This is a genomic window from Embleya hyalina (assembly GCF_003967355.1).
Lineage (GTDB): Bacteria > Actinomycetota > Actinomycetes > Streptomycetales > Streptomycetaceae > Embleya > Embleya hyalina.
On sequence record NZ_BIFH01000028.1, the window covers coordinates 183194 to 202759 of the forward strand.

The 19566-nt window shown below is 69.7% G+C and carries 12 protein-coding genes; 4 read left to right on the forward strand and 8 right to left on the reverse strand.

Translation table 11 applies throughout. The features are described 5' to 3' along the window. Positions 1–12: 12 nt before the first annotated feature. Genes EMA17_RS30995 through EMA17_RS31005 form a run of 3 tightly spaced genes read right to left on the reverse strand, consistent with a single transcriptional unit; the run spans position 13 to position 11340 of the window. Positions 13–7011 carry a non-ribosomal peptide synthetase/MFS transporter gene (locus EMA17_RS30995; RefSeq protein WP_126640463.1) on the reverse strand — a complete coding sequence of 2333 codons (6999 nt, stop codon included), beginning with the start codon at positions 7009–7011 and terminating at the stop codon, positions 13–15. Beyond that, positions 7008–8039 carry an aldo/keto reductase gene (locus tag EMA17_RS31000; protein ID WP_246127008.1) on the reverse strand — a complete coding sequence of 344 codons (1032 nt, stop codon included), beginning with the start codon at positions 8037–8039 and terminating at the stop codon, positions 7008–7010. The genes EMA17_RS30995 and EMA17_RS31000 overlap by 4 nt, the downstream gene beginning before the upstream one ends. After that, entirely contained in the window at positions 8032–11340 is a 3309-nt protein-coding gene (locus tag EMA17_RS31005) for a non-ribosomal peptide synthetase (protein WP_126640464.1), read from the reverse strand. Before EMA17_RS31005 ends, EMA17_RS31000 begins: the two co-directional genes overlap by 8 nt. Positions 11341–11464: 124 nt before the next feature. Here EMA17_RS31005 and EMA17_RS31010 point away from each other — a divergent pair, with 124 nt between their 5' ends. The 4 genes from EMA17_RS31010 to EMA17_RS31025 all read left to right on the forward strand — a co-directional run bounded on the left by EMA17_RS31010 (position 11465) and on the right by EMA17_RS31025 (position 14970). Then, a complete protein-coding gene (locus EMA17_RS31010) occupies positions 11465–12343 on the forward strand; it encodes a hypothetical protein (protein WP_246127009.1) in 879 nt (292 codons plus the stop codon). After that, complete coding sequence (gene menC / locus EMA17_RS31015) at positions 12340–13488, forward strand: o-succinylbenzoate synthase (protein ID WP_218043110.1); 1149 nt, start codon at positions 12340–12342, stop codon at positions 13486–13488. The genes EMA17_RS31010 and menC overlap by 4 nt, the downstream gene beginning before the upstream one ends. A 132-nt stretch (positions 13489–13620) precedes the next feature. After that, positions 13621–14091 (forward strand): DIP1984 family protein, encoded by a 471-nt coding sequence (locus EMA17_RS31020; protein ID WP_126640520.1) that lies wholly within the window; start codon positions 13621–13623, stop codon positions 14089–14091. A 273-nt stretch (positions 14092–14364) separates the two neighbouring features. Continuing rightward, a complete protein-coding gene (locus EMA17_RS31025) occupies positions 14365–14970 on the forward strand; it encodes a DinB family protein (protein WP_126640465.1) in 606 nt (201 codons plus the stop codon). 81 nt (positions 14971–15051) lie between these two features. Here the strand turns inward: EMA17_RS31025 and EMA17_RS31030 are convergent, their stop codons facing one another. The 5 genes from EMA17_RS31030 to EMA17_RS31050 all read right to left on the reverse strand — a co-directional run bounded on the left by EMA17_RS31030 (position 15052) and on the right by EMA17_RS31050 (position 19479). Next, entirely contained in the window at positions 15052–15705 is a 654-nt protein-coding gene (locus EMA17_RS31030) for a hypothetical protein (RefSeq protein WP_246127010.1), read from the reverse strand. Between the two features lie 38 nt (positions 15706–15743). Beyond that, the gene (locus EMA17_RS31035) at positions 15744–16817 is read right to left on the reverse strand and encodes a DNA polymerase III subunit beta family protein (RefSeq protein WP_126640466.1); all 1074 of its coding nucleotides are present in this window, start codon (positions 16815–16817) and stop codon (positions 15744–15746) included. A gap of 79 nt (positions 16818–16896) precedes the next feature. Then, a complete protein-coding gene (locus tag EMA17_RS31040; RefSeq protein ID WP_126640467.1) occupies positions 16897–17667 on the reverse strand; it encodes an alpha-ketoglutarate-dependent dioxygenase AlkB family protein in 771 nt (256 codons plus the stop codon). Continuing rightward, complete coding sequence (locus EMA17_RS31045) at positions 17651–18880, reverse strand: hypothetical protein (RefSeq protein WP_174861455.1); 1230 nt, start codon at positions 18878–18880, stop codon at positions 17651–17653. The genes EMA17_RS31040 and EMA17_RS31045 overlap by 17 nt, the downstream gene beginning before the upstream one ends. Beyond that, complete coding sequence (locus EMA17_RS31050) at positions 18880–19479, reverse strand: AAA family ATPase (protein ID WP_126640469.1); 600 nt, start codon at positions 19477–19479, stop codon at positions 18880–18882. The genes EMA17_RS31045 and EMA17_RS31050 overlap by 1 nt, the downstream gene beginning before the upstream one ends. Positions 19480–19566 lie beyond the last annotated feature (87 nt).

The following is a 19566-nucleotide window of genomic DNA, read 5'->3' on the forward strand; positions in this document are numbered from 1 at the left end:
GGGGGTGTTCCTTCACCGGGTGCGGGCGGAGAGCAGTTCGTCGGCTTCGCGCTGCAGGTCGTCGCGCGTGCCGATCTCGGCGGGCGGTATGGCGTCGGGCAGTTCGTCCTCGATCAGCCGCAGCCGGTCGTCGAACCACCCGCGCACGGCCCAGGCCAGTTGCAGGACACCGCTCAGGACGATCAGCAGGGCCAGGCCCCGTCCCGGGCCCTCGGATTCGAGCAGTGGTTGGACGAACCGTTCGGCCAGGGGCCCGACCACGAGGTAGCCCAGCGGCATCGTCAGCATCATCAGGGTGATGAACAGGGAAAGGACACGGCCCTGCAGTTCGAACCCGACCTTGCTCTGCACGATCGCGATCCAATGGCCTTCGGCGAGGGATTCGCCGAACCCCACGAGGAACATCCCGGCGACGATCAGGGCCGGGACGGTGGAGATCCCGACCAGGATCATCGCGAAACTGCCGATGCCCATCGCGATGAGCATGCCGTGACTGCGCCGGGCGGTACCGCCCCACAGGCCCATCAGGACGCTGCCGACGATCCCGCCGACACCGCCGGCGCCCAGCGCCAGACCCAACACCGAATCCGACTGCTCGGCCAGCAACATCGGCGTGATGACGGCGAAACCCAGGGTGTAGAAGACGTGGTCGACGACGAAGAACCGAAGTGCCGCGCGCAGGCCGGGCCGACGGGTGATGTAGCGCCAGCCGTTGCGGATCTCCGCGCCGAAGGTCTCCTCGCGTACCCGGAACATGAGGTTCGGGAAGCGCACGAGAAGCAGTGTGAGCGCCCCGATCGCGAAGGTGCCCGTGTCGACGAGGAGCACGCCGTCGATGCCGATCGGGTCGATCAGCGCGGCACCGAGCATGGGTGAGAACACCAGCCCGACGCCGACGCCGAGTTGCCCGATCCCGGCGGCGTGGCCGAGGTAGCGCTTGGGCACGAGCTGCGCGACCGCCGCGAGGTAGGCCGGTCGTTGGAACGCCCCGGCCACCGACGTCACCGACACCACCAGGTAGACGTGCCACAGGTACAGGCCGTCGCCGTGCATCAGGACGACCAGGGCCGCCATCGAGAGCCCGGCGGTGGTGTCGCTCGCCAGCATCACCTTGCGGCGATCCCACCGGTCGGCGACGGCCCCGGCGACCGGCCCCACGAGGATGCCGGGGAGCAGCCCGATCGCGCTCACCACCGCGAAGGAGGTGAGCGAGCCGGTGCGGTCGAGCACCCAGATGCTCAGCACCAGTGTGCTCAGCCCGCTGCCCATCATCGACAGGAGTTGGCCCAGCGCGACCAGCGCGAACTTCCGCAGATCGGGCGCGGTCCCCGCGGTCGGGCCGGATACCTCGGCGGGGAACCGCACGGTCGGCGATGTGGACGGCCGCACGGTCGACTCGGTGTTCGGCGAGTCCGTCGACCGCCGCGCGCCGGAGTCGACCCCGGCCACCAAAGCCTCCGCGAGCGGTACCGCATGGCTCTTGAGGAAGAAGTGCCCCGCACGCGGCAGCACCACCAGACCCAGGTCGCCCTCGGTGAAGTGCCGCCATTCCCGGTGGCGTTCCTGATAGTGCTCGGTGACCCGGTCCCGGGCGCCGACGACCGTGATCACCGGAGCCCGCAGCGGACGGTACGTCCGCCGGTACGCGGCCGTGAAGTACTCCTCGGCGTCGCGCGCGTCGTGCCGGACGTTGCGGAGTACGAAGGCCTCCTGCTCGTCGTCGTCGAGGTCGGTGAAACCGCCGCGCGCGCGGAGGTAGGCCAGGTATTCACGATCGGACGTGAAACGATCCACCGGCACGTGCCGGTAGATCCAGTCGAAGAACCGTCCCGGCAGCCGGGCGGTCGGGAATCCCGCCCCGAGCGCGACCCCGGCCAGCACTACGCCCGCCGCCTCGGCGCGCCGTGCCACCTCCACCGTGAGTGCGACGCCGAGGCAGTGTCCGTACAGCAGGACCGGGCCCTCGATCTCCCGCATTTCGTCGACGATGCGATCGGAGACGACGGCGATCGGCTCCAGCTCCTCGTCCGGCCTGGACCGGTCGTGGCCCGGCAACTCCACCGCCATCAGCGCCCAGTTCGCCGGAAGCGCGTCGGCGAGCGGCTGATAGGCGACGGCGCTGCCCCCGGAGTAGGGCACCGCGACGACGGTGTGCCCGCCGGTCGCCGGTTCGGCGTCCGTGGCGGTGAGCCGTTGCAGCAGCCGCTGTTCGGCCGGGTCCGCCTCCGACCGCGCGTCGAGATGCGCGGCCAGGCGGCGGATGGTGGCGTAGCGGTAGAACTCGACCAGACTGGGCGCCGGTTCGACGCGCCGGACGACCCGCAGGGCCGAGAAGGAATCGCCGCCGAGGTCGAAGAAGCCGTCGTCGATACCGGGTTCGGGAATCCCGAGAACCTCCGCCCAGATCGCCGCGATCCGCTTCTCGGTATCGGTCCGCGCGAGCGTCACGGCGGACTCGGGCCCGGCGCCGGTCGGGGCGGGCAGTGCGCGCCGGTCCAGTTTCCCGTTCGGCGTCGACGGAAGCGCGGGCAGCGTGACGATCCGGGTGGGAACCATGTGCGCGGGCAGACCCGCGGCGAGTGTCTCGCGGTAGGCGGCCTCGTCGGCGTCCACCCCGTCGCGGGTCACCACGTAGCCGACGAGCCGACCGATGCCGCCGGGCGACGCGTGCACGGCCACGGCGCAGGCCGCCACCTGCTCCAGCGTGCCGAGCCGGGCCTCGATCTCGCCGAGCTCGATCCGGTACCCGTTGATCTTGACCTGGTCGTCGAGCCTGCCGAGGAAGTCGACCGTGCCGTCGAGGTGGAACCGGGCCGAGTCGCCGGTGCGGTACATCCGGGCGCCGGGCGCGGCGACGAACGGATCCGACACGAATCGCTCGGCGGTCAGTTCGGGCCGGTCGTGGTAGCCGGGTACGACGCCGAGCCCACCCAGATACAACTCGCCGACCACGCCCGCGGGAACCGGGCGGCGGTGCGCGTCGAGGACGTAGACCCGGTTGTTCGGGAAGGGCCGTCCGATCGGCAACGGCGCGTCGTCGGCGAGGTGTTCGACCGAACCCTCGAAGAGCACGTTGTCGACGGTGGCCTCGGTGACGCCGTACGAATTGACGACGCGGTTGCCCGGCCCGACGAGGCGTCTCGCCAGCGCGTACTCCTTGACGTGCCACTTCTCGCCACCGCCGATCAGCAGGCGGACGAACGACAGGTCCGTCCCGCCGCGTTCGGTGTGGTCGAGGAGCGCGCGCAGCACCGCGGGTACGAGTTCGGTGCAGGCGACGTGCTCGGACTTCATCAGCGCGTGGAGATCGGCCGGGTCGAGCAGGGTCTCGCGCGGGGCGACCACCAGTCGACCGCCGCTGAGATGGGCCCGGAGCGTCTCGCCCACGAACATGTCGAAGGAGAAGCTGGCCGCCTGCAGGTAGGTCCACTCCGGCCGCAGCCGGTACGCCTGCCGCCACATGCCGGCGGCGTGCACGAGGTTGCCGTGGGTGACCACGACTCCCTTGGGCCGGCCGGTGGATCCCGAGGTGTAGATGACATAGGCGGGATCGTCGGCCGAGTTGCACAGGGGTGGATCGCCGTCGTCCTCGGGTAGCCCCTCGAGAAGCGCCTCGGGCAGCCCTTCGGCGAGGTAGTCCCGATCGACCACGACCGTCGCCCCGCTGTCGGCCAGCATGTACTCCAGCCGGTCGCTCGGGTACGCCGGATCCAACGGCACGTAGGCGCCGCCCGACTTGAGCACCGCCCACATCGCGGTGAAGAGTTCGACGCCGCGATCCAGGTTGATCGCCACCCGGTCGCCCGGCCGAACCCCCTCCCGACGCAGTCTCCGAGCGAGCCGATTCGCCCGACGGTTCAGGTCCCCGTAGCCCAGGGTGTCGCCGCCGACCGTGAGCGCGGGCGCGTCGGGCGTGGCCGCGGCGTGGCGTTCGAACAGCTGGTGTACGGCGGTGGCATCCGGTATCGGGGCGACGATGTCGTTCCAGTCGTCCACGATGCGGCGCTGCTCGTCGTCGGTGAGCATCGGCAGCCGGGTGACCGGCGTGCGCGCCCCGTCGCCCACCGCGCCGCCCCCGGTCTCACCGATCGCCGCGTCGAGCAGCGTCAGCAAGTGGTCCACGACGGCCTCGACGCGTGCGCCGTCGAAGAGTTCGGCGGCATAGTCCGCGTTCAGCACCGCGCCGTCGGCGGGAAAGTCGATCCCGATCGCGAGGTCGACCATGGTCGCGGCCGGAGCCAACTCGCCTGCGTAACACAGGAGTTCGTCATTCGTTGGCGGCGTGTTGTGCACGGTCAGCAGCACCGGGCTCAGTCGCTTGGCCGCGCCGGGCCGCGCCAACGCGTCCACCAGATCCGGCAGCGCGAGCCGCCCGTGGTCGAGGTCGCGCAAAACCGCGTCCCGTACCCGTGCGACGAGTTCGGCGAACGACGGATCGCCGGACACATCGCCGCGCAGCGGCAGCACGTTCAACGCGGGCCCGATCAACGAGGCCGACTCGGCGGTCGACCGCCCGGCGACCGGTGCGAGCACGGTGACGTCGGTGCGCCCGGTGTACCGGTGCAGCACGACCTGGAGCCCGGCCAAAACCACCATGAACAGGCTCGCCCGCTGTTCGCCGGCGTAGGTACGCAGCCGGTCCAGCAGGTCGGGATCGAGGGGACGGCTGATGCGGGCGGCGGCGTACGAGGGCGCGGCCGGGCGCGGGCGGTCGGTGGGCAGTTCCGCGTCGAGGTCGGCGCCGTCGAACCGCTGCCGCCAGTACGAGACGAGTGCCGCGTCGCCCTTCGCGTCGGCGGCACGTGCGGCGAGATCGGGCGCGGGCGCGGCCGGCGGCAGCCCGGCGCCGGTGATCGGATCCGCACCTTCGCGCACGGCCCGGTACAGGGCCGCGAGTTCCTGCCCCAGCACACCCGCCGACCAACCGTCGAAGGCGAGGTGATGCACGATCACCACGAGCATGTCGCCGTTCAGGAAGGCGTGTGCGACCGGGCCGTGCCGGAAGTCGATGCCCGCCCGATCCGGCTCGCCCAGCGTCAACGGGATCTCCGCCGCGGGGGTGACGACCAGGCTCGGCTCGGTGCCGTCGTCGGGAAAGCGTGCCCGCAACAACGGGTGCCTGCGGGCCAGTTCCGCGAGCGCGGTGGTCAATGCCGGGACATCCACCGGCTCTGCCCAGCGGTAGCGAATTCCCAGCGTGTACACGGGCAGATCGGCACACAGCTGCTCGGCGATCCAGTAGTCGCGCTGCATCGGACTCAGCCGGTGCGCGACCCCCTCGGCCAGTGTCGCGACGGGAGGCTCGGCTGCCGCGCCCTTCGCACCGTCGATCAGCCCCGCGAGCGCGCCGACGGTCGGATCCGCGTACCACCGGGTGAGCGTCAACTCCGCCCCATGCCGCAACCGCAGGGCCGCGATCAGCCGCACGGCGTCCAGGGAGTCTCCACCAAGGGCAAGGAAATCATCGGCCGCACCCGTCACGGGGACGCCGAGAATCTCGCCCATCAGCGCGCCCGCGCTCCGCTCGGCCGCCGTGCCGGCGACGTCCGGAGCGTCCTGTCGCGGCGAGGGCACCGTCGCCGCGAGGGCCGCCTTGTCGATCTTCCCCTGCGGATTCAGCGGAAACCGGCGATGCCCGATCAGCGCGGCGGGGACGAGATGGGCGGGTACCAACGCGGCGAGCGCGGCCCGTACCGCCGTCAGATCGGTCGTGGCCTCGGTGACGACATGCCCGATCAGCTTGGCGCGGCCGGTGTGCTCGTCGACCAGGACCACCGCGTCGGTGACGTCGTCGAGCGTGCGCAGCGTCGCCTCGACCTCCGCCGGCTCCACCCGGTGTCCCCGGATCTTCACCTGGTCGTCGAGCCGCCCCAGGAACTCCAACTGCCCGTCGGCGGAGCGACGCACACGATCGCCGGTGCGGTATTCGCGGCCGTGGCCCGGCGTCGTGACGAACCGCTCGGCGGTCAACTCGGGGCGGTTCAGGTAGCCGTCGACCACGCCGATGCCGCCGATCAGCAGCTCGTCGTCGGCGCCGATCCGGCAGTTCACGCCCGGGTGCGGGAGGCCGATCGGGACCACGTCCCCCGACCACTCGCTCACGTCCGCGGCCGTGGCGCCCACGGTGGTCTCGGTGGGGCCGTACGTGTTGAACAGCCGCGCGGCGCCGCCCACCGCGGCCTGCCAGTGGCGTACCGCGTCGGGTCGCGCGGTCTCGCCACCGATGATCACGCACCGCACGGCGGCCGGGACCTTGGTTTCGCCCCGATCCAGTGCCTCGACCAATTGGTGCCAGTACGCGGTCGGCAGGTCCAGGACGGTGATCCCGAGCGCGTCACAACGCTCGAAGAACAGGTCCGGCCCGCTGATCATGTCGTCGTCGCGCAGGACCAGGGTGGCGCCCCGGAGCAGCGGGCAGAAGATCTCCTCGACACTGGTATCGAAGCTCAACGACGCGAACTGCAGAATCCGGTCGCCCGCCGCGAAGCCGAACCGATCGGCGAACACGGCCGTGAAGTCCCGGAGTTGCCGACGCCCGACCAGGACACCCTTGGGTCGACCCGTCGAACCGGAGGTGAAGATGACGTACGCGGGATCCCGTCGGCGCACGCTCTCGTCCAGCGTCAGCACACCGTCGGTGGTGATCAGCGCGCGCGGCCGGGTCTCCTCGATCATCAGGTCCAGGCGGGCCGCCGGATAGACCGGGTCGAGGGGTACGTACCCGGCCCCGGCGCGCAGCACCGCCAGGATCGCCACGATGGCGTCCCGGCCGCGCGGCAGCCGGATCCCGACGAGGTCGCCCGGTCGTACGCCCGCGTCCGCCAGGCGGTCCGCCAGTTCGGCGACCAGGTCGAACAGGGTCGCGTAGTCCAGTTCGCCGTGCGCGTCGGCCAGTGCCGGCGCGTGCGGCGTCCGGGCGGCCTGCGCGGCCAGGGACGACCAGACGTCGCCGTCGACGCCGGCGGGCGACATGTCGTGGGTGCGGATCACCCGGATCTCCTCGGTGCTCACATCGACCAGTGCGTCGGTTGCCGGTCCCAGCGGTGGGCGCGCAGGGCTTCCAGCAACTCCGCCGGCAGCGGCGCCGATCCGGACACGCGCAGGTTCGAGCGCACGTGCTCGGGGCGGCGCATGCCCGGGATGACCACGGAGACGGCGGGGTGGTGCAGCGCGAAGCGCAGCGCCAGTTCCGGCAGGGTTTCGCCGGCGGGGACGAGGCCGCGCAGCGCGTCGACACGTTCGACGGTGGGCGGCAGGTTCTCCGGTCCGAAGTAGACGGCCCGCCAGTCCTCGGGCGGGAACACGGTGTCGGCGCTCAGGTTCCCGGTCAGCGAACCCTCGTCGAAGGGCACCCGGGCGATGATCGCGATGTCCTCCTCGATCGCGCGGGAGAACAACTCGTCCTCGGGGGCCTGGTCGAAGACGTTGTAGATGACCTGGATCGCGTCGACCAGCCCGGTGTCGAGCGCGGCGAAGCAGTTCGTCGGCTCCCAGCGGTTGACGCTGATGCCGAACCCGTCGATCAGATCCTGGTCCTTGAGCAGCGTGACGGCCTTCTGCCAGGCGGGATCCGCGGCCCAGCGGTCCTCCCAGACGTGGAGCTGGAGAAGGTCGATCCTGTCGACGCCGAGGTTGTCCAGGCTGCGTCGCGTGTAGTCGAGGATGTGATCGAGGGGGAAGACGTCCTCGAGGGTGTCCTGCGGGCGCGGGGGCCATTCGCGGTTGAGCGGGGGAACCTTGGTGGCCAGTCGGATCCCGGAGTCGGGGCGGCGCTCGCGCAGTTCGCCGAGCAGTTCCTCGGACTTGCCGCGTCCGTAGGCCCAGGCCGTGTCGAAGAAGGTACAGCCCATGTCCACGGCCAGATCGAGGGCGTCCGGGGCGATGTCGTAGTCCCAGCCGGTGAATCCGCCCGGACCGCCGCCGATTCCCCACATGCCGTAGCCGACCTCGCCGACCCTCCAGCCGAGCCGTCCCATGGTGCGCCGGCGCATCGGCGTCTGTTGCTCGTTGACGACCATCGGTCGCTCCTCGTCATGCACCGACTGGCTCCTTCGGGCGGGTGTGCGATGTGGTGAACAGGGCGGGGTTGTCCTGCAGAAGGTCTTCGAGCACTGCGCGGAGGTCCGCCTCGTCGTCGCCGCGGCCGGCGGCGCGGTGCTCGAAGACGGCCAGCAGCGCGCCCAGTTCGGGATCCCCGGCCGCCGCGGCGGTGCGCAGCCGAGACAGGAAGAGCGCGCAGGAAACCCGCTCCGCGCGGGCGCCGGCCAGTTCGTCGAAGTGCACGCTGCCCGGGCTGAACAGGTGCGCGGCACGCCCGTGCATCGCCGGATCCAGGATCGTTTCGACGATGGCCCGTGCGATCGTGTCCAGCGGGCTGTAGTCCGACCGGATCGTCGCGCGGGGTACCGCGCCCAGCCGCTCGAAGGCGGTGAGCAGCAGATGGGTGAGCGCGGTCGGGTTGGGTACGGCGGCGGCGTCGACGGCGGGCATCACCTCGCCCAGGCGCAGCACCGTCACGGGCAGGTCGTCGGCGGCGTGTACGAGCCGCTCGGCCACCCATTTCGACAGGCTGTAGCCGCTCGACGGCGGGGTCACGGCGGTGATGTCCACGTCCTCGGGCACCGGGTGGCCGACGGCCAGCGCGTGGTCGTGCAGGACGCCGAGCGTCGAGATGTAGTGCAGGGGGATGCCGCCGGCGTCCCGGGCGAGGCGGATCAGCTCCGCCGTGCCCAGCACGTTCGGCTCGCGGTGCATGCGGTAGTCGTACAGAAGGTTGACCAGGGCGCCGCCGTGCACGATCAGGTCGCACTCGTCGGCGAGCCGGCGCAGGCGGGTGTTCGTCAGCCCGAAGCCGGGGAGGGCCAGGTCTCCGGCGACCGCGGTGATCCGTCCGGTGTATCCGGCGTGGCTCAGGTCCTGTGCGGACAGGGCGTCCAGGAGACGCTGCCGCGCGTGGGAATCGTCTTCGCCGCGGGTCAGGCAGAGCACCGTCAGGTCGGTGTGTTCGAGGAGTTCGTGCAGTAGGCGGGTACCGACGAACCCCGTCGCGCCGGTGAGCAACACCGTGCGCGCCGCCCGGCTTCGTCGCGCGGGACGAGGTGCCGGGATCGTCGCGAGGTCGGCGAGGTCGGCGAGGTCGGCGGCGACGAGGTCGGCCGAGGTCGGTATACGCTCGTGCCCGCGTCGTGCGATCAGCCGACGCAGGCCGCTCGCCGTCGGATGCTCGACCATGTCCCGGACGCCGATGTCGGTGCCGAACCGGTCGCTCAGCTCGACCACGACGGCGACCGCCCGCAGCGAGTTTCCGCCCGCGGCGAAGAAGTCGTCGTCGGCCGTGAAGTCCGGTCGTCGCAGGGCCGTTCGGAGAATGGTCAGCACGGGATCGGCGTCGACGGCGGAGGGCGGCGAGTCGGGCCGTTCGACCCGGACGGCCAGGCGCCGCCGGTCGATCTTCCCGGCCTCGGTCAGGGGCATCTCCGCCACGGTCACGACGCGTTGTGGGATCCCGGCGCGCGGCAGCCTGGCCCGAAGATGGGCAAGCACCGCCTCCTCGCCCGCCGTTCCGGTGACGACGAGCAACAACTCACGCTCTCGGCTCTCGGCGGACCCGGTGACCAGCGCGACGGCCTGCCGAACTCCCTTGCAGGCCAGGGCCACGTTCTCGATCTCGCCCGGTTCGACGCGTACCCCGCCGACCTTGATCTGGTGATCGACGCGTCCGGCGAAGTGGAAACGACCATCGGCGTCGAGGTGCCCGAGGTCACCGGTGCGGTACATCCGGCCGAACGTCAGGGAATCGAAGAAGCGTTGCGCGGTGCGATGCGGCTCGCCGTGGTAGCCGGCGCCCACACAGGCACCGCCGATGACGATCTCCCCGGTCGCTCCGGGCGGCAGGGGCCGCCCGTCGACATCGACGACGACGGCGACGCAGTTGTCGATCGGCCGTCCCAGCGGGATGTCGTCGCCGTCCTCGGTCGTCACCTCGTGGAAGATCATCCCGATGGACGCCTCCGAGGGCCCGTACGCGTTGCTGACGCGCAGCCCCGGCAACATCTTCCGCAGAGCCTGCACGTCCTGCGGGTTGATCTGCTCGCCACCGACCACGAGGTGTCGCAACGAGCGCAGCCGTTCGACCGTCGCCGGACGCCGCTCCAACAGGGTCAGCAGCGCGCCCAGCACCGCCGGCACGAAGTCGGTGACGGTCACGGCGTGGGTGTCGATGAGCTCGATGGTGTGCTGCAGGTCGAGATGTTCGCCGGCGGTGGGAACCACGGTCGCGCCGCCGGTGGTCAGCGGCCAGAACAGCTGCCAGAAAGCCGAATCGAAGGTGTGCCGGGTGTTCTGCAGCACCACTTCGCGGTCCGGCGGGGGACCGAACCAGCGGTCCATGAAGGCGAGTCGGTTCGCGAGGCCGCCGTGGAGGTTGACCGCGCACTGGGGTGTTCCGGTCGTGCCGGAGGTGTAGACCCCGTAGACGACGTCGTGCGGTGCCGGTCCGGGCGTGCCTGGGGGAGTGAACTGCGGTTCGGTATCCGCGAGTTCGACGCGGATCGCGCGGTCTCGATGGGCGGCCGGCACAGCGGTCGGGTCGGTGCACAACACCACGGGCGCGTCGAGCAGATCGAGGGTGTGCGCGATGCGCACGGCGGGCCAACGGGGGTCGATCGGTACGTAGCCGATCCCGGCCGTCATCGCGGCGGCCCACGACACGGGCAGGGCGAGGCCGTCCGCGACGAGGATGGGCACCAATGCGTCGGTTCCCGGTGCGGCGGCGCGGATCCGGGCGGCCAGCGCGTCGGCCCGCGCGACGAACTGCCGGTAGGTCAGCGTCCCGTCGGCGGCGTACACCGCCACGGCATCGGGAAGTGACCGACCGATGGCCAGAATCCGTTCCGGGACACTGCGGTAGGGGCCGTGGTCCACCCGTACCCCCGCGAGCGGGCCGAGCACCGCCGACTCGGTGTCCGGGGACAGCGCGGCGACCTCACGCAGGTCCGGGCCCGGGTCCGGATCGGCCAACACCGTACCCAGCAGTTCGGCGTGCATCTCGGTGACCGCCGCCGCGGCCCGCTCCCACACGTCGCCGGGAGGACATCGGAGTTCCACAGCCGGCCGACCGGCCGGGTCGATCCGTACCCGCACGGTCGGCCCGGCCGTATCGTCGGACGCGTCGTGCGTGTGAATGGCGACGGCGGTCGGGTCGATCGTGGTCGCGGTGAGGGCCAGTTCCCGTCCCAGCCGTCGGGCGACTTCCGTCAGCGTGCGAACGGCGGCGTCCGCCAATGAAGTATCGGGCCTGAGAAGGACGGGATGCCGATGGCCCCGCCAACCGAGGTTCATGGCCCCAACGTAGGTCGCGTTAGGGATCATTGGTGTGACCGGAAGTTGGCATCCACCCGACGATGATCTTAACGATGATCACGATTCCCCTACTACGCAAGCTAGTTGCGCATAATGGCGAGTCATGGACATCGGTGTTGCGGCAACCACGGCACGAGCGAGCGCACAGCGCGCCGGCAGGAAATCCGGCGTGCGGATCCGGATGTTGGATTCGACGGCGGACAGTGACGCCTGCGCCCGATTCCTCGGCGAGGTGTGGCGGACCGACCCGGACCACCCGCCGCTGGCCGGCGACGTCGTCAAGGCGATGGCGGACGCGGGGAGTTACGTGGCGGGCGCGTTCGACGAGGCGGACGGCGACGACCGGCTGCTCGGAGCGTGCGTCGGCCTGTGGGGCCCGCCCGGCCGACCCGGAATGCACAGCCACATCGCGGGCGTCCACGCCGCCGCCCGCGGACGCGACGTCGGCTACGCGCTCAAACTGGACCAGCGGGCGCACGCCCTGGAACACGGCGTCGATCACATCACCTGGACCTTCGACCCGCTCGTCGCCCGCAACGCCCACTTCAACCTCCACAAACTCGGCGGCACGGCGGACACGTACCTGCCCGACTACTACGGACCCCTGTCGGACGGGCTCAACGCCGCCGACGAGTCGGATCGGCTGATGTTGCGCTGGGACCTATGCGACGAGAGGGTCGTGGCGGCCTGCGACGAGGACAGCGGACCGGCGCCCGCTCCCGCTTCCGTCGGGTCGACCCGTCGAACGGTGCTCGACATCGACGGCGACCGGCCGGTGACCCGGCGGGCGGGGGAGGAGACGGTCCTGGTCGCCGTACCGCCCGACATCGACCTGCTCCGGACTCGGCGGCCGTCCGTCGCCCGTGACTGGCGCCTGGCCCTGCGGGAATCCCTGGGCACCCTGCTGGCCGACGGCGCCCGGCTGGTCGACTTCGACCGCGCGGCGTGCGGTTACGTACTCACCCGAGGCGAGGGACGATGAGGATCGAGCGCGTTCGCCTGCGACGCATCTCGCTGCCGCTGGTCAGTCCCTTCCGTACGTCCCTGGGCACCGAATACGAACGCTCGGCGCTGGTGGTGCAGGTGTCCACACCGGACGCCGAGGGATGGGGGGAGTGCGTCGCCGGGGCCGACCCCGACTATTCCTCGGAGTACGTCGAGGGCGCCGAAGACGTCCTCCTGCGCCACCTGGTGCCCCGACTGCTGTCGGCCGAGACCGTGACCGCCCACACGGTGGGGCCGCTGCTCGCGGCGGTCAAAGGGCATCGCATGGCGAAGGCCGCACTCGAAATGGCGGTCCTGGACGCCGAACTGCGGTCCCAGGGCCTGTCGTTCGCGGCCGGCTTGGGCGCCGTCGCGGACCGCGTCCCCAGCGGGGTATCGGTCGGCATCATGGACTCCGTACCGGAACTGATCGACGCGGTGGCGGCCTACCTGGCGCAGGGCTACCAACGCATCAAACTGAAGATCGAACCCGGCTGGGACATCGTGCCGGTCCGCGCCGTCCGCGAACGCTTCGGCGACGACACCCTCCTACAGGTGGACGCGAACGCCGCCTACACCCGTGCCGACACCCGACACCTCGCCCGCCTCGACGCCTTCGACCTCCTCCTGATCGAACAACCGCTCGACGAGGAGGACCTGCTCGGACACGCCGCCCTCGCACGCGGTCTGCGCACCCCGATCTGCCTCGACGAATCCGTGGTCTCGGCCCGCTCCGCCGCCGACGCCATCGCGCTGGGCGCCTGCCACATCGTCAACATCAAACCCGGCCGCGTCGGCGGCTACCTGGAGGCCCGCCGCATCCACGACCTCTGCGCCGCCGCCGGCATCCCGGTGTGGTGCGGCGGAATGCTCGAAACCGGCCTGGGCCGAGCCGGCAACGCGGCACTGGCCGCACTACCGAACTTCACCCTCCCCGGAGACGTCTCGGCCTCGAACCGCTACTTCGCCACCGACATCACAGAGCCCTTCACCCTGCAGGACGGCCACCTGACGGTCCCCACGGCCCCCGGCCTCGGCGTCACACCCATCCCGGCAGCACTGGACAGGGCCACCAGAACAACAACCGAGCTACACCGAGGCCGACTCTCGCGCGAGGAGATTCGCTCCCCCGGTGACCGATGAGTCGTGGCGGCGGAACAGGTCCTCCCCGCATCACGTACATCACCGTCGGCAGTTCGAACCGAATGCCGGGCGTGGATGAGCGGGCCTCCACCTATACTCGTGCGAGCTCACCGAGGAGTGGAGGTGGCGGCGGTGAAACTCGCCGAGGCACTGGCAGAACGTGCGGACGCGCAGCGTCGTGTGGAGCAGCTGCGAGCGCGCGTGGTCGGAAGTGCGCGGCACCAGGAAGGGGAGACGCCCGCCGAGGACGCCGCCGGGCTGTTGGTCGAGGCCGACGAGGTCCTGGACGCCCTCGAAACGTTGATCCGTCGGATCAACCGAACCAATGCCACCGTGGAGATCGACCCGGACGGCACCCTTACGGACGCCCTCGCGCGCCGGGACGTCCTGCGCCTGCGCCACTCCGTGCTCACCGCGGCCGCGGACGCGGCGGCGGGCACAGGGGAGCGGGGGTACGGCCGGCAGCTTCGGTCCGAGTTGATGATGCTCTCCGCGCTTCCGGTCGCGGAACTGCGGGGTCGGGCCGATGCGTTGGCCCGGGAGATCCGTGAGGTCGATGTGCGGATCCAGCGTACGAACTGGGAAGTCGATCTGCTGGACTGACCGGGTCGGCGACCCGGGACGATGTGGAGCAGGTAGTTGCTTCGGAGGCGTGCACACACCGAGGGACGGCGGTTTTCCGGCCCACTCCTGGCGCGTGAAGAGCAACGCGGGGGTTCGACTCCCCCATTGACGGCGCAGCTCAGCACCGCGTACAGGTAACGGTGCACATCGCACAGCACATCACCACGTGCAGATCCGAGGCGGCGAGGGTGGGTTCGGGGTTTTCCACATCGCGGTACCGGACACGAGCGGCCCATGACAGGCTCAGGCCGCATGATCGATGAATTCGCGAAGGACATCCTGCACGGGAGACTGCGGCGGGACCGCCGGGCGCTGCTCTGGAAACTCGACGGCTTGTCCGAATACGACGCCCGCCGACCCTTGACGGCAACCGGGACCAACCTCCTCGGCCTGATCAAACATGTGGCCACCGTCGAAGCCAGATATTTCGGCGAGGTCTTCGGCCGTCCTTCCCCGGAACCGCTGCCCCGGTGGCAGGACTCCGACGGCAGCGATCTGTGGGCGACCGAGGGCGAGACCCGCGATTACATCGTCGGGTTCTACCGGCGCACGTGGGAACACTCGGACGCGACGATCAACGAGCTTGCCCTCGACACCTCCTGCCACGTGCCGTGGTGGCCGGAGGCCCATGCCCACACGAACCTGTTCGCCATCATGGTTCATGTCCTCGGCGAGTCCATCCGGCATGCCGGGCACGCCGATATCCTGCGCGAGGGCCTCGACGGCCGGACCGGGTTGCGCCCCGAATACGAGCAGCGGATCGACGAGGAGGCCCGCGCGGCCCACTGCGCGAAGATCGAGCAGGCCGCCCGGCCCGACCACACCGATCAAGGCATCGTGGTCGGCGGCCCATCGTGATCGTCGAAGGTTCGTCGGCGCCCGGGAAGGCGGCCGCTGGTCTGCGTGCGTGTCGCGCGGGTCACCGAGGATCGGGGGCGCTCACGCGGCCGTCCGGATCCTGATCGCGTGACCGAGGGCGGCCTGCTCTTCGTCGGGAAGGCGACGCTCGGCGTGGAGCATGCGCAGGGCGGTGGTGATGCGTTCCTCGTCGTCGGGTGTGCCGAGGCTGCCCATGTACGGGGGCAGCAGCAGACTCAGGGCTTCGAGGTCCATGCGTGCGCAGAGCGTGGTGAGGAGTTCGCCGACCGGGTCTTCGTGCTGCTGTGGTGCGGGCCGGGCGGTGGCACGCAGTCCTGCGGCGATGCGGTGGCGGAGCCACTGTCGATGGGGGCCGGCCGGCACGTCGTCGATGTGCCTGGCGGCGGACTCGAAGTGCTCGCGGGCCTGCTCGATTCGGCCGAGGTCCCGGTGGGCCCGGGCCATGTTGCCGTGAAGTGAGGCGTAGAAGCCGCGGACACGGTCGTCGCCGACCCTGTCGGCCCGGGTCAGGCACTCCTGGTTCCAACGCAGAGTCTCCTCCGGGTTCGGCTGGTGCCGGGCGAGGTAGTGCGCGGCGATGCAGGCTTCGTAGTCGTCCTCGGCCGCTTCCCAGGCTTGAAGGAACAGGTCCCGTGCTCGGACATCGCGTCCTTCGGTCTCGGCCTGCATACCCTGCGCGCACAGTTGCACGACGATGTTCTCGGGGTCGTTCACGGTTCTCCTGGGGTGATGAGGATGCGGTACCGGGGAAATCAGCCGGAGGTGTCGAGCGCGACGGGCATGACCAGCGTGGTGAAGCTGCCCTGGTCCGCGGAACGCACCACGACAGGCCGATCCACGGCGGAGATTTCCAACAGAACGTCGGGCCCGACACCGGCCTCCAGCGCGGGGCCCAGGACGGCGGGGTCGAAACCGATTCGCCGGGGCAGGTCTTCACGGCAGATCGCGGGCAGGGAGACGGAGCCGGAGTGATCGGCGCGAGAGACGATCAACTCGTCGTCGGCGAGGCTCAGAGCGATGCGTGCAGCGTCCGCGTGGCTGTCGACCACCTCACGCAGGGCCAGGCGATCCACGATTACGCGGTATTCGGGCGGGGCGAGAGCCGAGAGCATCTCGCGGTAGGCGGGGAACAGGTCATCGGTCGTCGCCAGGACACGGGAGTCCGACGTACCGCGCGCGCGGGCGCCGTCCGGTCCGACCTGGATGGTGACCTCGTGCACTCGCATCGCCCAATGCCCGAACTCGATCAGGTCGGCCGCGTGCACCAGCAGGCGGCATGGCCCTCCGACGAGCGCGGTCGGCCTCAGTACGCGCATCGACAGGCGATAGCGATCGGTAGCCACCAGACGTATCTCGCCGTCATCGATCTCGATGAGGACGCAACCCAGCGCGGGGAGTTCCACGTCGGAAGCCGCGGCCGGCACCACCTGGCGTATGGCGCCGGCCAACTCCAAGCCGCCGATTCGCGCCTCCGTCGTGCTGTCGGTGCTCGAGAGGGAACGCAGAACCACGGCGATGGCGGCCTCGGCCGCCTGCGTCCGGTCGCGCACCCTCTCCAAGTGCCGCTCCAGCACTTCTCGGCCCTCGTGCTCGGGCCCGTCAAGCACCACGGTGACCTCGGCCAGCGGCAGTCCCGCTTCTCGCAGACCGCGCAGGAGACCGGCACGGGCCTCCTGAGCAGGACTGTAGAAGCGGTATCCCGTCGCCCCGTCGACCCACGCCGGCCGCAGAACGCGGCAGTCGTCGTAGAAACGCAGGGCGCTCGGAGTGAGACCGACCCGCCGTGCGAAGGCGCTGATGCCGAGTAGTTCCGTGCTGCCGTCCATGGACCCGATTGTCGACGTTCATCCAACTCGAAGGTCAACTCGCCTTCGGCAAGGTTCCACGCCACGACAGCCCTCAGGGTCAGACGGGCGGCATCAGATCGCTCTCGCTGAGGGTGTACGTCAGCAGGGGGTAGGTGAAGTCCGTCTCGTTGTTCTCGCGGCGCCGCAGTCGGTAGAACTCGTGCCTCTGCTCATCGTCGGCCGACACGAGGCGCGCGCCGTGCGGGAGGTATGCGTGTCCGCCGCGAAACCGAACGAGGCTCTTCGACGTTCGAAAGGTCACACCCAGCCATTGGTTGTCCGCCGCCCGGGCGGGCGTGTCCAAGACAATTTTGTGCTTGAATCGCCGATTCGTGTCCACGGAAAACGCGACGATACCGTTGTGGGCGAGAGGAATCTCGAACTTCTCCCCGCCGGACCCCTTTGATTCGAAAATCAACTTCCTCGGCGGGCTCGCCTCGGGATATCGATAGCAGGAGAAGACGGCGATGAACGACTCGTCGGCCAGATCGAGGGCCTGATCGGAATGACTGCCCATGGTCGTATAGGAGTTCGTATAGATCTCGATGAGAGCATTGTTGAAACCAGCCGAAAGCGCCGCACGTTCTCGAACCTGCCGCGCCAGTCGTTCGTGCACCACCCGAAAACGCTGCGCCGGGTTGCCGTACCGAGTGGTGGTACGTACGAGAGGGACATCACCCGCCTCGTCGATCCTGGTGAGCACGGCACCCTGCCTGCCTTTTCCCACGTCTTCCCAACGAGTCGACGCGGACAGCTCCGCAAAGAGATTCTCCTCGGTTGGCACAGCGCACGAGAGGATCCCGTCCGGGATTCTAGACCCGAGGGGCAACGTAGTCTCCCGTGTTCATACTGAAAACAAACTCGTCGCCGTAATCGATGAAGGACGAGGTCCTGTTCTCCTCGGCGTACAGCCTGCGCAGCTCGCTCATGCCGTCCGGGGTGGGTGGCCCCAGCTGCACCAAATCTTCGGCCACCTTGAGGAACGTGTGGCCATCCTTGTGCACGGCTTCGGCGCTCGAACACCGCACCACGTATCCCAGGCGGGTCGGGAGCAGCTCGGCGTCCAACGTCGAGGGCCGGATCTCGTGCGTATACAGGCGGTTGGTCGACAGCGGCATGAAGAACACGGAGCCGGGATGGAGGGTCAGGGTGAACTGCGAGGGCAGTGCGACCCCGTTGCGTGCTTCGATCGGCTCCTTGAGGTGAAAGCGAAGCCTGGTCAGCCCGCTGACACCCTTCACACCATGGTCGAAGGCGTCTTCGGTCAGGGGTCGCAGCCTGTCGAGCCCGTCATAGAAGGTGCAGAAGGCCATGATGCCATTGACGGGCATGTCCTTGGTCTTGTCGGCGTGAGCCGAGATCTTGGCCTTGGACTGCTTGCGCTCGGCCGTGGCAAGCGTGTTGTGGTAGATCTGAGCGAGAACGTGATTCAGCGGCGCCCGGTTCCGAAAAACGGTGTCGGCCTCGCGGTTCAGAGCCTCGACGATGCGCGTGTCGGTCGAGCGAAAGCTCTCCGTCGGCCCCGAGAGATTCGTGGAGCACCGGAGCAGGCGGAAGTGTAGTTCGTCGCCGTTTCGAGTGACCGGCGTGAGATAGATGCCGCTGCGGTGGGCCGTTCCGGGCTTGGTGGACTCCGTCAGCGACTGGAACTGGTGCTCCGCACTGATCCGCCCGAAGTGATCGGCGGCGGGTTCGAAAAAGCGGCGGTAGTACACGCCGACGCCGTGCACACGGATGGGAACCCGGCCGACGTCGACGAGCGTCCATGGTTCGTCGACGCCCTCGTGGTAACCGTGTGACAGCTCCCGGACCACGAATACCCGGGCAGCCGCGCGCAGTCGACGGCCGCTGATCCCGGATATGTCGCCACACAGATAGACGGTCTTCCGCGCCAGGTCGGGTGAACCGGAGGCAAGCTCCTCCGGGGTGATCGTGCGCCCGAAGAAATCCCTGATCGGGTCCTTGTCATGCAACACCGAAGGCGCAACCAGGACGTTGTTCGCATCCACGATGTGGGCTTCTGTCGACTCCGGTGTGTGCATCAAACGCCACCTGCCGTTCGCGGAACTCGATGATCTGCTCGAGACGTTACCCGAGCCCGATCGCGGGCGTGGGCGGCGATCAGGTCGGCGGTCTCCACCGGAGTCCGGTCCGAGTTGTCCAACCACCAACCCACGCCGCCCAACCGCTCCCGCATCGCCCGGTACTGCGGGCCGTAGTCGAAGTCGACCCGCTCGCGCACCGGACGGGCCGCGTTCCGCTCTCGGCAAACCTCCAGGGGCGGGGCCAGGACGACGAACATGACCGGCGCGGTCCGGAGCAGGCCGACCATGAACTCCAGCAACTCCGGGCTGTCGATCGGGTATTCGACGATCGGAAGGATGTCGTCGGCGGCGAAGTTGTCGGCAAGCGCGCACATGTTGCGCACGCACAGGCGCAACTGGCGCCGGGACTCCTCGGCCGGCTCCCCGGCGAAGCCGACCCGCCCCTGGACGACCATGTACGACAGCACGTCCCCGCTGATGTGCGCGGCACGCGGATACCGGGCGGCCACCAACGGCGCGACCGTCGACTTGCCGGCCCCCGGCATGCCCGAGACGACCAGGCACCCCGTCGACTTCGGCTCCGAACCGTCCGACATCGCAAACCCCTCCCGTCACACGACCCGATCGGCATCGTGGCAACCCCGCGCCTGCTCCGCACCCGATTTTCCGGAGGACCGTGGCCC

Excerpts from the sequence above, each read along its gene's own strand:
- EMA17_RS31050 (WP_126640469.1), bottom strand. The coding sequence starts at position 19,479 with ATGTCGGACGGTTCGGAGCCGAAGTCGACGGGGTGCCTGGTCGTCTCG.
- EMA17_RS31010 (WP_246127009.1), top strand. The coding sequence starts at position 11,465 with ATGGACATCGGTGTTGCGGCAACCACGGCACGAGCGAGCGCACAGCGC.
- EMA17_RS31045 (WP_174861455.1), bottom strand. The coding sequence starts at position 18,880 with ATGCACACACCGGAGTCGACAGAAGCCCACATCGTGGATGCGAACAAC.
- menC (WP_218043110.1), top strand. The coding sequence starts at position 12,340 with ATGAGGATCGAGCGCGTTCGCCTGCGACGCATCTCGCTGCCGCTGGTC.
- EMA17_RS31025 (WP_126640465.1), top strand. The coding sequence starts at position 14,365 with ATGATCGATGAATTCGCGAAGGACATCCTGCACGGGAGACTGCGGCGG.
- EMA17_RS31005 (WP_126640464.1), bottom strand. The coding sequence starts at position 11,340 with ATGAACCTCGGTTGGCGGGGCCATCGGCATCCCGTCCTTCTCAGGCCC.
- EMA17_RS31035 (WP_126640466.1), bottom strand. The coding sequence starts at position 16,817 with ATGGACGGCAGCACGGAACTACTCGGCATCAGCGCCTTCGCACGGCGG.